General features: G+C 45.5%; 9 protein-coding genes and 1 pseudogene. 5 read left to right on the forward strand and 5 right to left on the reverse strand.

The features are described 5' to 3' along the window. Nucleotides 1–106 precede the first annotated feature (106 nt). The 3 genes from A3Q3_RS0105285 to A3Q3_RS0105295 are packed head-to-tail and all read left to right on the forward strand — an operon-like array spanning nucleotide 107 to nucleotide 3,397. Complete coding sequence (locus tag A3Q3_RS0105285) at nucleotides 107–901, forward strand: response regulator transcription factor (protein WP_020182532.1); 795 nt, start codon at nucleotides 107–109, stop codon at nucleotides 899–901. Nucleotides 902–915: 14 nt separating this feature from the next. Further along, entirely contained in the window at nucleotides 916–2,877 is a 1,962-nt protein-coding gene (locus A3Q3_RS0105290; RefSeq protein WP_020182533.1) for an ATP-binding protein, read from the forward strand. Nucleotides 2,878–2,920: 43 nt separating this feature from the next. After that, nucleotides 2,921–3,397: a response regulator gene (locus A3Q3_RS0105295; protein WP_020182534.1), complete on the forward strand. Its 477-nt coding sequence runs from the start codon at nucleotides 2,921–2,923 to the stop codon at nucleotides 3,395–3,397. A 36-nt stretch (nucleotides 3,398–3,433) separates the two neighbouring features. On the opposite strand, the gene A3Q3_RS0105300 is transcribed toward A3Q3_RS0105295, so the two are convergent. From A3Q3_RS0105300 to lysS, 3 genes are all read right to left on the reverse strand, one after another. Next, nucleotides 3,434–4,411, reverse strand: coding sequence for a trypsin-like peptidase domain-containing protein (locus A3Q3_RS0105300; RefSeq protein ID WP_020182535.1), 978 nt, complete (start codon nucleotides 4,409–4,411; stop codon nucleotides 3,434–3,436). Nucleotides 4,412–4,754: 343 nt separating this feature from the next. Next, the gene (locus A3Q3_RS0105305) at nucleotides 4,755–6,158 is read right to left on the reverse strand and encodes a porin (RefSeq protein WP_020182536.1); all 1,404 of its coding nucleotides are present in this window, start codon (nucleotides 6,156–6,158) and stop codon (nucleotides 4,755–4,757) included. A 181-nt stretch (nucleotides 6,159–6,339) separates the two neighbouring features. Continuing rightward, on the reverse strand, nucleotides 6,340–7,890 hold the full coding sequence (gene lysS, locus A3Q3_RS0105310; protein ID WP_020182537.1) for a lysine--tRNA ligase: 1,551 nt from the start codon (nucleotides 7,888–7,890) through the stop codon (nucleotides 6,340–6,342). 261 nt (nucleotides 7,891–8,151) lie between these two features. On the opposite strand from lysS, the gene ppc reads away from it, so the two are divergent. Continuing rightward, the gene (gene ppc / locus A3Q3_RS0105315) at nucleotides 8,152–10,929 is read left to right on the forward strand and encodes a phosphoenolpyruvate carboxylase (protein WP_020182538.1); all 2,778 of its coding nucleotides are present in this window, start codon (nucleotides 8,152–8,154) and stop codon (nucleotides 10,927–10,929) included. 12 nt (nucleotides 10,930–10,941) lie between these two features. Here ppc and prfB read toward each other — a convergent pair. Beyond that, a protein-coding gene (gene prfB / locus A3Q3_RS14035) for a peptide chain release factor 2 (protein ID WP_152604056.1) occupies nucleotides 10,942–12,046 on the reverse strand; the annotation gives its coding sequence in 2 pieces (ribosomal slippage) (nucleotides 10,942–11,964 and nucleotides 11,966–12,046; 1,104 coding nt in all). An 88-nt stretch (nucleotides 12,047–12,134) separates the two neighbouring features. Further along, nucleotides 12,135–12,467: pseudogene (locus A3Q3_RS14515) on the reverse strand (arsenate reductase). A 168-nt stretch (nucleotides 12,468–12,635) separates the two neighbouring features. Here A3Q3_RS14515 and A3Q3_RS0105330 point away from each other — a divergent pair. Further along, entirely contained in the window at nucleotides 12,636–13,634 is a 999-nt protein-coding gene (locus A3Q3_RS0105330) for a PstS family phosphate ABC transporter substrate-binding protein (protein ID WP_020182541.1), read from the forward strand. Nucleotides 13,635–13,732: the final 98 nt, after the last annotated feature.

The following is a 13,732-nucleotide window of genomic DNA, read 5'->3' on the forward strand; positions in this document are numbered from 1 at the left end:
AGTTATCTCGGGCGATTGATTGCTTTCCCGATGAAACGCATTATGCATGGCGCCCATCAACTAAAAATCTACCATTATAGGTAGAACGGTATATACTACTTGGCATATGCCGAATGACCTACTAGACAACCAAAACCAGCCAATCGACACGGACCAGCCGACCAGTGCGCGTGCGCTTAGGCAAAGCGTTAAGCAAATACAGGCCAACGATGCGCATACGCGTACCTACCTTAGCCTAGGCCAAGCATTATTTGAGCGTGGCTGGGATATCAACACCGCCTCTAGTCTACTACGTTCACTTTGCACCTTGCTTTCTGCGCAACACGCGCTACTGGCTATTGAAAGCTCTGGCAAACTAGTCGTATTCAGTCAGCTTGGTCAAACACTCCCTGTGGGTGCCAGAATTCCTATGATGGGCGTGCTGGCCATGATGCTGAAAAATCCAGTGCGGTTTACTCTATATGAACATAAGCACACGCAACTCTGGACACATGGAGATGTCAACCACCACGAATGCCTGATTCCTATTGCTTTGGGACAGCATGGCAAAGGGGTGATTGGACTCTCTGGCAAAAAGCTCACGTTGGGCACGCCAGAGGTGGAAACCTTACAAGCCATTGCTGGCCTGCTAGGATTAGCAATCTCGCAACATCAAGGGCCGGCGCGCACAGAAGCTGACCTGACGATCCTTGAAGCGCTCACGCCTAGGGAACGTGAAATTCTGGCGCTACTACCTGCAGGATTCAGCAACAATGAACTTGGAGCGAAGTTGGGCATTGCGCCAGGCACGGCTAAAATTCATGTGGAGCGCATCTTGAATAAACTTGGGGTAAAAGATAGAACGCAAGCAGCCGTGAAAGCCGTCGAGCTTGGCTACAAGTCATCATTTAAGACTATTTAGCATACATTTTACTGATGAATAATACGCAACCACCTACCAAAGTAAAAACGTTCCAGCCGCTGAGTTGGGTGGCGCAGGCTTGGCAAGACTTACCTTTGGGCATCAAAGGCGTGTGCGTGATCACCCTGCCCTTACTTGTTTTATTGGCCTCACTTGGCTCTTTATATGTACGTGAGCAAGAATCCACACAATTAGAAAACAAGCTCCGCGTTGCCCTGCAAAACCAACGCGATATTCAACGCGTGCATACGCTGCTGATTGAAGCCTCTACTGGGGTGAGGGATTATTTACTGACTGGGGACAAACACTTCTTGGATATCTTTTTTCATGTAGAAAGTAAGCTTCCGGCAATATTGTCGGCGTTGAAGATTCAATTGGACAATGATGCACAAAGAGCGCGCCTAGCCAACATCAATCCCTTGGTTGAGCAAAATCTACATGATTTGAGAATACTCTCTGAATATGAGTCCAACATTGCTTCGGATGACCTCATCGCCAAGTTTAAATCTCAGGTGAGTACACTGGATAAATTACGATTCGAGATTGAACGCCTCAATGCAGAGGAAGCGATTTTAGTGGCCAAAGATCAGCAGGACGTGGTCGATCAGCGTCAGCGTCACATCAACATTACACTGGTTGCCGCAGTATCCGGCATCATTGGCTCTATTCTTGCCGTATGGATATTCTCTGGCACGATTGTCAGGCGCGTACGCTTGTTGAGGGATAGCGCAGGCCACCTTGCCAAAGCCGAGGCGCTGGACTTACCTTCTAGTAGCCGTGATGAGCTTGGGCAACTGTCTGACGAGCTAGATCACGCATCGCAATTGCTGGTTAAAAACATCACAGATGCTGTACAAGCCAGACAAGAAGCAGAAGAGGCCAGCGCATCCAAAAGCATGTTTTTATCCCGAACCAGTCACGAGTTAAGAACACCACTCAATGCCATTTTAGGGTTTGCCCAATTACTGGAGCAAGACTTATCGCCGGGAAAGCAGCGGGACAGCGTATCGCTCATATTAGGTGCAGGTCAGCACTTGCTCAAATTAATCAACGAAGTGCTAGAGCTTGCCAAAATCGAATCCGGCGAGATTTCTCTGGAGCTCACACCGACTGCGGTGAGTACCATGCTGGAAGAAGCCACGCGCTACATTGCACCGATAGGGAAAATCCGAGATATTGAAATCAAATGCGAGATTACCCCAGATCTTTGGGCACTGGCCAACCGACAAAAGCTGCTGCAAGTAGCGCTTAATTTGCTGTCTAATGCGCTTAAATACGGGCCTGCAAATTCTACTGTACGACTGAATGCATACAACCGTCATAGCAATATCATTATTGAAGTACAAGATGAAGGTGCAGGCATTCCCACCAAATTAAAAGAACGTTTATTTACCCCATTTGACCGATTAGGTGCAGAACAAACCAAGGTGGAAGGCACTGGGCTTGGGCTTGCGCTTTCCAAACACATTATGTTGGCCATGCATGGCAGTATTCATGTTGCAGATGATGTGAGCTTATTCTGGATAGAAATTCCAGCATGCGAGCCTAATATAACCACCAACGCGTTTTCACATCCGCATAACAAACAACAGGTACCGCTTAACCAAAAACACACCATATTGTATGTAGAAGATAATGTCAGCAACCGTGCACTGGTGGAAGCCATCATTCAGCGTCAGCGTGATTTACGTATCCATTGTGTGTCCACCATCAAAGATGCCAAACAGTATTTAACAGAAGCCATGCCATCGCTATTGCTGATTGATTTGCACCTGCCAGACGGTTCTGGAGAAAGCCTTGTCAGTTACATTAAGGAAGCACCAGCTTATCAGCATATTCCCATTATGATATTAAGCGCCGATGCCCTATCAAACACGATTGAGCGATTGAGAAACGCAGGTGTAGCGCACTATATTACCAAGCCCTTGGATGTGGCTGCGTTTAACAAAAAAGTAAGAGAATTGATTGAAACTTAGCAGACTAGACCATACTTAGACTAGACCACACTCAGAATAGAATATGAACGAAGCCGATATATTAAACGCCAAAATTTTAGTGATTGATGATGCAGAAGCCAACTTAAGACTGCTGGAAGACTTGCTGGCAAGAGAAGGCTTTCATCAAGTCATCAGCACTGCAGAATCCGCACGCGCTTTAGACTTGTTTAAAGCATTTGAGCCAGACCTTATTTTATTAGACTTAATGATGCCGGAGCTAGACGGCTATGCAGTATTAGAAATGCTGTCTCGCCATATCTCTAAAGATGAATACTTGCCGGTATTGGTATTGACTGCGGATGCAACTATTGGCGCCAAAAGAAAAGCGCTGGCGCTTGGCGCTAAAGATTTTCTGACCAAGCCGTTTGATAATATCGAAGCCATGCTAAGGGTATGGAATTTACTGGAAACGCGAATGCTGTATCGCCACTTAAAATCACTCAATACCGAGGTGCGACCTGTTCAACACGCACCGCAAGCACCTGAATCAGAGCAATAGACGGGGATAAGCGCTAGCCCCGCAACCAATGCATGTCTAGCGCGCTGGCTGCAACATGGCTACACGGCTCAACCCTTGTTGTACCTTGGCAGTTTTCTCTGCCAATTTTCCCAAATACTCCATGGCTTGGCTGTGCTGATGATTGAGTGCCAGCACTTGCTTAAAGTGTGCTTCTGCGCTGTCATAATCTTTGGTTGCATACTCTGCAGCAGCCAAATAGAACCAAGATTCTGCCGTATTGGGTTCGGTTTGCACCCATTGCGTAGCTACTTTTAATAAGGTGCTCCACTCTTGTGAGAGGTAAGGTTGTACCACCTGCATAAAATAAGGACGTTGCTTGATGTCCATCGCCCAAAAAGGTTTTTCACTTTTTGCACCTAATGCTTGTGCAGGTTTGCGCATCAAAGTTTGCACCCATTCCACTGGCATATAGTAGTAATACGCAGCATCGCCTCGGCTTTTGAGTGTAATGATACCAACCAAATTACCTGCATCATCAAAAGCACCGCCGCCACTTGCGCCCAATCTGAATGGAGTAGTAGCGCGAATAATCACACTGTCATCCATGGGAAACAAACCTTTCACCACGCCATACGTGTTAACTGGTGTTTTTGTTTCGTCCGGATAGCCGATAGTAAACAGTGAAGATTCGTATTCTAATGTTTTGCTGGCACCCATGTTGACAACAGGTGCATCTAGATTGTCTACAGTCAGCATGCACAAATCATGATGCCAATCTGCTTTGATTGCGGTAGCAGCATGTGGCTCACCATTCACAATCACAGACACATCGGTAGCATCAGTCACTACGTGGCAATTCGTAATCACTTCGTTTTTGGCAATGACCACTGCAGAGCCTAAACCTTGCTTACCATTAGGTAAATTAACAGTCACACGCAACACGCTAGCATTCAACGCACGCACCATATCATCTGCTGGCTTGGCCCATGCACTACCTGCTGCACATAGCAATAACAGTAGTATATTTAGTGTACCCAAGTAACGTTTCATCATTGCGCTTCCCTATCTGCAACCAAATCTGACTTCGTTTTTCAAATGTCAGGCCAAATGTCAGGTTTAGTGATGTAGTACAAACAATGTTGCTTTTAACGTTAGTTTTGCAATAAGTGTTCCAACTTGAAACCATATTCACCCATATGGCTGGGATGCGCCTATTGAAGCCACTTAGGTGGAATTTAACAGTTAGGCATTGGAAAATATTAAGTATTGAATCAAGCAGTTATGCACATTTTCAGTGCAAGGTAAATGCTGAATTGGTGCATGGGTATGAATTGCCAATACGCATAAAAAGGCCGCTAAGTAGCGGCCTTGAGGAGATACAACTATTTAAATTTGCTTAGAAGTTATATTGCAACTGCACACGTAATGCATCAGCATCAAACGTTTCGTAATCTTTTCTATTGGCAGTGTTACCGTTCACAAGATTCGTACGTTTCATTTTGTGGTATTCAGCACTAATTTCAACTTCTGGTGCAATTTGCCACTCAACGCCAGCTTCCCAATCATTCACATGGTTTTCAGGTGCATTGGTCTCAGCTTTGTTAAAGCCATCAAAGTATTGCCATTTAACAAAAGGAATAAACGTACCCCAGTTATTCCAGTTATCAATTTTATACATCGCCATCACATAACCACCATTGAGACTCTTTTCTTCAATGCGGTTTTGCGTAATATCTAAGCCTGGTGTTTTACCCCAGTTCCATTCAGCTTGTAAACCAAATGGTTGTGGATACATGATAAAGCTCACGCCTACACGCTCATCCGTAAAGCCGTTGCGGTATCTACCAGCCGCACCACCTTCAATGGTTGGCGTACTTCCAGATGTAGCACCAATCGCATTTCTGTTATAAGTACCTGTCGATGGTACATACTGACCATGGTAGCCCTGAATACTTGCTTCATAAATCTGACCAGATTCCGTTTTCCAAGGATAAGTGGCACGTGCTACAAAGTGGTAGTTATCATTGGTATCACGCGCGTTAGCACCTTGACCATTGTAGAAACCACCACCCAACATACCGTAGTTGCCTGAGTGTTTAAGTCCTTGCTTGCCAATTTCTTCAAACAAGGCTTGAATGTTTTGCGGGGTATAGTAGTAGAACACACCCAAGTCACGTTCATCTTTGACCGCACTATTCAATGCATCGTTACGGTCTGGTGTTAAACGGTTTGAACTTGATTGTAAGTTTTCAAAGCCGAAAGGCACTTTGGATTGACCAACACGGACACGGTGCACTTTGGTTGCATCAATATTAATATCGCCGTATGCGTCACGCAATTGTGCATAATTGAAACCGCCACCTGACGCACCCTGTGGGCTGCTGGCAAGGTCTGGCTGAATATAGTAACTTAAGTGATCGCCATAATCGCCATAGATAATCACGCGCGCACGACGGATCAATAAGTTTTTATCTGCACCACCTAATGAGCGGTCATCCCCCACAGAGCGGTCTGACCATAAGTTAACACCTTCATCACCGCCCAGCATTTTGGTCGCGCGTGTTTGTACATAACCGCGAATATTCACATGACTAGTCCAGTTTTTCTTTTCTTTTGTTTTTTGGACACTCATCTCTTCAGCACGGCCTTTGGTTAATAAAGCGCCTTCCTCTTCCGTCAAGACGCCTTTACTCACCAAGGCTTGTACTAAGTCACTAGTGGAGTCAGCAAGCGCATTCACGCTCATCAACGATGTACTTGCCAGCGCGATTGCTACCATGCCGCGTAACTTCAAATTCATTCAGATTCCCCTCTGATTAACGATCAATTTTTGATGAACGCATTTTGAGGGGGCAATATGACAAATTGATGACAAAGAGCTAATCAACGGACTAGTTTTGCACATTTACAACAAAAAAGCCGATGCACTATGATGCATCGGCTTTTGTTCTTACTACGCAGTCAAAAAATTAAGGGATTACTTAACTTTCCGCGCGCATATGCGGGAATAAAATCACATCACGAATACTTGGGCTATCGGTAATCAGCATGACTAAGCGGTCTATGCCAATACCACAGCCGCCCGTAGGTGGCATGCCATATTCCAAGGCACGAATAAAGTCCGCATCGTAATACATGGCTTCTGCATCTCCGGCTTCTTTTGCTTTCATCTGCGCATGGAAACGTGCTGCTTGGTCTTCTGCATCATTCAACTCGCTAAAGCCATTGGCCATTTCGCGCCCAGTAATAAATAGCTCAAAACGCTCGGTAATGTCTGGATTTTTATCTGAGGCTCTTGCCAGTGGCGATACTTCTACCGGGTAGTCAATAATATACGTCGGCTGCCACAATTGGCTTTCCGCGGTTGCTTCAAACAATGCTAATTGCAGCGCGCCCAAACCGGCATGGTCAAACGGTTTTGTACCGTGTTTTAATATTTCCGCACGTAAAAATGCTGTGTCATTTAATTGCTCTAGCGTGTATTGCGGTGCATATTTTTGAATTGCGCCGACGATGGTCAACCGCTCAAACGGCTTGCTTAAATCGACCTCTTTGCCGTCATAGCTTAATACCGCTGTACCGCGTGCCGCAATGGCCGCAGCGCGAATACATTGCTCGGTAAAGTCCATCAACCATTGATAGTCGGTATACGCTGCGTAAAACTCCATCATGGTGAATTCTGGATTATGGCGGACGCTTAAGCCTTCATTACGGAAGTTACGGTTGATTTCAAATACGCGCTCAAACCCACCCACCACTAAACGTTTTAAATACAACTCAGGCGCAATACGCATAAACATTTGCATGTCCAACGCGTTGTGATGCGTAATAAAAGGCTTAGCCGACGCGCCGCCAGGAATCGGATGCAACATCGGTGTTTCTACTTCTAAAAACTCGTTTTGAATCATAAAGTTGCGAATAGCAGACACCACTTTGCTACGCGCTTTAAATGTCTCACGCGTTTCTTCGCTGGTAATCAAATCCACATAGCGCTGGCGGTACTTGATTTCCTGATCTTGCAAGCCATGAAACTTCTCTGGTAGCGGACGCAAAGATTTAGTGAGCAGTTGAATCGCTGTCACGTGAATGGAAAGCTCGCCTGTTTTGGTCTTAAACAAACGACCAGTAGCCCCCATGATGTCGCCTAAATCCCAATGTTTAAAGCGCTCGTATAACTCCTCACCAACATCATCACGTGCTACATACAATTGAATACGACCGGTGGCATCTTGAATAGTAGCAAAGCTGGCTTTACCCATCACACGTTTGAGCATCATTCTGCCGGCGACAGTGGCTGGAATAGCTTGCGGGTCCAACGTTTCCTTATCAAAGCTATCGTACTGCGCATGCAACTGATTGGCTTTGTGTTGAGGCTTGAAATCATTGGGGAACACCGCTGTTTGGCTCGCCTGCGCTTCACTGCGCATGGTTTTTAATTTTTCGCGACGCTCGGCAATCACATGATTTTCATCTGCTAAATTGCTTTCAACTAGCGGCATTTTGTTTTCGTCAGAAGTTACTGGTTCACTCATGAAAGGGTCTCAACACTGTTTAGGTTAGCGCGTTAAACTTGGCGCAAATAAGCGCGTATTCTAACATTGATTGCTTTTTATTGCGTACGACCAATGCGACTTAGCCATGCGGCACTATAAATGTGCAATGTTGCTATTGCTGGGGCAAACCAATGGATTTTTCATGCCCATTAAATATGTAAATGATTGATTTATAGAATGTAAATTGATTGGTGCAGTTGTTGCTTAGTAATAAGCATTACGCTTATTCCGTGCAATGTTATGACTAACCTGTTCACAAAACAAAACCAGCAACTCAAAGAAAACATTCGCTATCTTGGGCGTGTACTCGGCCAAGTGATTATGCAGAAAGAAGGCGAAGATAAGTTTGATTTAATTGAGAACATTCGTAAGTCCGCAGTGAAGTTTCATCGTGAAAATGACCAGTACGCCTCGCTGCAATTAGAAAAATACCTGAAAGACCTGACGCCCGAGCAAACCATTTGCGTGGTGCGTGCATTTAGCTACTTTAAACATTTGGTGAATATTGCAGAGGATCTATACACCCAGCAACTGACTCGCCTGAATGAAGACAACCTAAGCCCGGGCATGTTGGCACATTCCGTGGATAAAATTACCCAACACCAACTCCCGTTTGACACCATTGATTCATTTTTTAAAGATGCGCTGGTTTCGCCAGTGTTAACGGCACACCCGACCGAGGTGCAACGTAAAAGCATTTTAGATATTGAGCACACATTGGCATTTTTGCTGGCCGAACGTGGCTCACTACTTTCAAAGAAAGAGTTAGAACGGAACCATTTATTGATAGAAGGCGCTATTTGCTCGCTCTGGCAAACTAGAATCCTGCGCTTTTCTAAACTCACTGTGGTCAACGAAATTGAGAATGCGCTGAGCTATTACGAGACCACTTTTCTCAAGGTGATTCCTGAAATTCTGCAAGATTTGGAACGTGAATTAAACACTCTCTACAAATCAGGTACCAATGCCAATTACACCTTGCCTAGCTTTCTCAACATGGGCAGCTGGATTGGCGGCGACCGTGACGGCAATCCTTTTGTCAATGGCACCACACTGCTACAAGCCATCCATTTACAAACGGCTGCTGTGTTTAAACACTACGTCAAAGAGTTTGATGCGCTGCGACGTGAGCTTGCCATTTCATCTCGCTTAATTAACATTGACGAGGCCGTACAGGCACTGGCCGTCCGTTCACGAGACCAATCACCGCATCGTCTGGATGAGCCTTACCGATTGGCGATCAATGGCATATTTGACAAACTATTGGTCACCGCTCAGCAGCTAGCACCGCAGGTAGAATTTAAGGACGTACCCACCAATGTTGCACCTTACCCAGATGCCGATGCACTATTGGCGGAGCTGGCGATACTGACGAACTCTCTGAAAGCCAACAAAGGCGAAAAGTTGGTCTATGCTCGTTTAGGCAAAATGACCAAAGCCATTGAAACTTTCGGCTTTCATTTAGCGACCATTGATATCCGCCAGTCTTCTGACGTGCATGAGGCCGTGATTAAAGAGTTGTTTCATAAAGCCGGCTATGACTTTAATTACGATGAGCTGACTGAAGACGAAAAAGTCAAAACACTGTTAGATGAGCTGAAGCAGCCACGCTTGCTGTTTTCAGCATTTCAACAATACTCAGAATTGGTGCACACCGAAATTGGTGTATTGAACCAAGCCCGCGAGATTCGCAAACGCTACGGTCAGCGCGCCATTCGCCAATACATTATTTCGCATACAGAAACACTTTCTGATTTACTAGAAGTAGCGCTGCTCCAAAAAGAGAGCGGCATGCTGCGTGGCATTTGGGGCTCACAAAAGATTCAAGTAGATTTAAATATTGTGCCGCTATTTGAAACCATTGCCGACTTGCGTCATGCACCACTCATCATGGGGCAATGGCTCAGTTTGCTGGGCATACGCCATGTATTGCGTTATCAAGGCAACGAACAAGAAATCATGCTGGGTTATTCTGACAGCAATAAAGACGGTGGCTTCTTAACTTCTAACTGGGAGCTCTACAAAGCTGAGATTTCCTTAGTCGAACTATTCAGCCAAGCCAAGATTAAGCTCCGTCTGTTCCATGGACGCGGCGGTACTGTTGGTCGCGGTGGCGGTCCAACTTATCAAGCCATCATGGCACAGCCACATGGCACGGTGGATGGGCAAATTCGACTGACCGAGCAAGGTGAAATCATTGCCAATAAATATGCAGACCCTAAGGTGGGCAGACAACATTTAGAAACCTTAATTGCCGCCACCATTGATGCGAGCTTGTTTCCGCTAGATGATTTAGAGGTACAGAAAAGGCGTGCGTTTGAGGGTGTGATGGAAGCGCTATCCACCACCGCCATGACCAGCTACCGCAGCCTAGTGTACGAAACCCCTGGTTTTGCCGACTATTTTTTTGCAGCAACACCGATTTCTGAAATTGCCGAGCTGAATCTGGGTAGCCGTCCTGCCGCGCGTAAATCTACCCGCAGAATTGAAGACTTACGCGCAATTCCATGGGGCTTCTCTTGGGGGCAATGTCGGTTACTATTACCGGGCTGGTTTGGCTTGGGCAGTGCTATTCACCAATACATTCATAGCGATGAATCTGGACAAGAAACGCGCATTCAAACGCTGAAAGAGATGTTGACCTATTGGCCGCTGTTTAAAACCCTGATTGCCAATGTAGACATGGTGCTGGCCAAAACTGATTTGGTGGTGGCCAGACATTACGCGCATCTGGTAGAGGATAAAGCATTACGTGAAAGTATTTTTAGCCGGATAGCACATGAATATCAGCTGACCACAGATGCGGTGAATTTGCTACAAGGTACCACTGAGCGCTTGAGTAGCAATCCCACCTTGGCTAACTCTATTCGCAACCGTCTGCCTTACTTAGATCCACTCAATCATCTACAGGTGGAATTGATTCAGCGCCATCGTCAAGGCGACACGGATGAGAAGCTCAAGCTCTCTATCCACCTCACCATTAATGGCATTGCAGCAGGCTTAAGAAATACAGGCTAAGACAGGTTAGTGTTATACGCCCTGCTTCAAACTCACTTGTATAAAGGGGTCTAGGTCGCCATCCAGTACGCCTTGCGTATTGCCAATCTCAACATTGGTTCGCAAATCTTTAATACGACCTTGGTCTAACACATAACTTCTAATTTGATGTCCCCAGCCGATGTCAGTTTTAGCGTCTTCCAGCGCCTGTTTCTCTTCGTTACGTTTGTTTAACTCCAAGTTATACAAAGCACCTTTCAGCATATTCATCGCCTCTTCGCGGTTGCGATGCTGTGAACGGTCATTCTGACATTGCACTACCGTGTTGGTCGGCAAATGCGTGATACGGACTGCAGAGTCTGTCTTATTGATGTGCTGGCCACCGGCACCACTGGCACGATAGGTATCAATGCGCAAATCGGCAGGGTTGATATCGATCTCGATCGAATCATCGACTTCTGGGAATATTTGCACGCTGGCAAAACTGGTATGGCGCTTGGCGTTTGAGTCAAATGGAGATTTACGCACTAAGCGATGCACACCATTTTCGGTACGCAAGGTGCCGTAAGCATAATCGCCAGAGACTTTAATAGATGCGCCTTTAATGCCTGCCACATCGCCCTCTGATTCTTCCAGCACTTCCACTTTAAAACCTTTGCGTTCGCAATAACGCAAATACATACGCAGTAACATCGCAGCCCAATCTTGCGCCTCGGTACCGCCGGAACCTGATTGAAACTCAATAAAGCAATTATTAGCATCCATGGGGCCAGAAAACATGCGGCGGAACTCCATCTCCGCAATACGTTGCTCCACTGCTAACGAGTCTGCATCTACGCTGAGCAGCGTCTCGTCATCATTTTCTTCACGCGCCATATCAAACAAATCGCGGCTATCCTGAATGCCTTGCTCCACGCTATTGAGCGTATTGACTACCAGCTCTAGCTCGCGCTTTTCTTTCCCTAGTTTTTGCGCTTTTTGCGCGTCATCCCAAACTTTCGGATCCTCTAATAAACCGTTGACCTCTTCTAGGCGCTGTGACTTTGTTTCAAAGTCAAAGATACCCCCGAAGGGCAAGGTTACGAGCGTTTAAATCATTTAAACGGTTGGCAATCTGATTGAGTTGTTCGGCTTCCATAGGTCTAGCAATTTAAGTAAAACCGCGATTATACAGGAAGCGCCGAATGCACGTTGTATGCGTGCTAAGTGCTATAGAGTTGGGTGCTTTAGGTTTGGATAACTTCGCCATATTCTTTGGTAAACGTGCCAATATTGGGATTTTCCAATATCGCCAATACCAACTAAGAAGGTCGACACAAGCGCGTGCCCTTGCTAGTGACGACTATCTGGCGGTTGATGAGAATAGGGCGTACCCTTCCCCTCAACAATTGTCTAGGGCTGATATTCATAGCAGCCAGTAAAGCGCACAGAGTCTCGCGGTCAGGCGGTGTTTTCAGATACTCAATCACTTCTGGCTCAACGCCACTGGCACGAATCATTCGCAACGTGTTTCGCGATGTGCCACACGCTGGATTATGGTAGATTTTTACAGTTTGCATAGTACGTATTGGGCTCAAAAAATATTCAAAATAGTCCCGCAAATATTGTCATATTGCTGTCACAAATATTTCATACACTCTCTCCAACTTACATTCGATTGAATCTGCTTTAGCAAGATCGAGCATAGTTAAACAAGATGTAATTCATTTTAATTCGGAGAGATTTTAATGCAAACACTGTTTGTTAAATCATTAAGCGTTGCTGCCTTAGTCACTGCAGCATTCAATATTCAACCTATTCAAGCCGCAGAAAAAATCATTAAAATTGACGGCTCAAGCACAGTTTATCCAATTACCGAAGCGGTAGCGGAAGACTATCAAAATGAAAAGAAAGTCAAAGTAACGGTCGGTATTTCTGGTACTGGCGGTGGCTTTAAAAAGTTTTGCCGTGGTGAAACCGATGTACAAAACGCATCACGCCCTATCTTGAAAAAAGAAATGGACGCGTGTAAAGAAGCGGGTATTCAATACATTGAACTACCTGTTGCTTACGATGGATTAACCGTGGTGATCAACAAAAACAATGATTTCGTTAAATCATTGAGCGTTGAAGAGTTGAAAAAAATGTGGGAACCGGCAGCACAAGGTAAAGTAAAAACTTGGAAACAAGTGAACGCAACTTTCCCAGATACGCCACTTAAATTATTTGGTGCAGGTTCAGATTCAGGTACATTTGACTACTTTACCGAAGCGATTGTAGGCAAAGCAAAATCTAGCCGTGGCGATTACACTGCATCAGAAGATGACAATGTATTGGTACAAGGCGTGAACAGCGACAAAGGCGGCTTAGGTTACTTTGGCTTTGCTTACTTTGAAGAAAACCAAGACAAGCTCAAAGCAGTGCCTATCGTAGCTAAAAAAGGCGCGCCAGCTGTGATGCCTTCTGTTGAAAGCGTAAAAGACGGTAGCTACCAACCACTTTCTCGCCCATTGTTTATTTACGTAAATGCCACTGCAGCTGCGTTTAAACCAGAAGTGAAAGCGTTTATTGACTTCTACCTACAAAACGCACCTACATTGGTAAAAGAAGTGCAATATATTCCGTTACCAGCCAATGAGTACGCAGCGGTGACCAAACACTGGAAATCACTCAAACCAGGTACGGGCTTTGATGGCACACCAGAAATCGGTGTAAAAATCGAAGACTTACTCGCACGGATTAAGTAATCGCGCTAGCTAGTACTACTTAAAAAACGACACTTCGGTGTCGTTTTTATTTTCCGTTCAATTGATCTCTGTCAAGATAGTTACTGACCAAACACCTG

Source organism: Methylotenera sp. 1P/1, assembly GCF_000384355.1.
Taxonomy (GTDB): Bacteria; Pseudomonadota; Gammaproteobacteria; order Burkholderiales; family Methylophilaceae; genus Methylophilus.

Excerpts from the sequence above, each read along its gene's own strand:
- A3Q3_RS0105285 (WP_020182532.1), top strand. The coding sequence starts at position 107 with ATGCCGAATGACCTACTAGACAACCAAAACCAGCCAATCGACACGGAC.
- A3Q3_RS0105290 (WP_020182533.1), top strand. The coding sequence starts at position 916 with ATGAATAATACGCAACCACCTACCAAAGTAAAAACGTTCCAGCCGCTG.
- A3Q3_RS0105295 (WP_020182534.1), top strand. The coding sequence starts at position 2,921 with ATGAACGAAGCCGATATATTAAACGCCAAAATTTTAGTGATTGATGAT.
- A3Q3_RS0105300 (WP_020182535.1), bottom strand. The coding sequence starts at position 4,411 with ATGATGAAACGTTACTTGGGTACACTAAATATACTACTGTTATTGCTA.
- A3Q3_RS0105305 (WP_020182536.1), bottom strand. The coding sequence starts at position 6,158 with ATGAATTTGAAGTTACGCGGCATGGTAGCAATCGCGCTGGCAAGTACA.
- lysS (WP_020182537.1), bottom strand. The coding sequence starts at position 7,890 with ATGAGTGAACCAGTAACTTCTGACGAAAACAAAATGCCGCTAGTTGAA.
- ppc (WP_020182538.1), top strand. The coding sequence starts at position 8,152 with ATGACTAACCTGTTCACAAAACAAAACCAGCAACTCAAAGAAAACATT.
- A3Q3_RS0105330 (WP_020182541.1), top strand. The coding sequence starts at position 12,636 with ATGCAAACACTGTTTGTTAAATCATTAAGCGTTGCTGCCTTAGTCACT.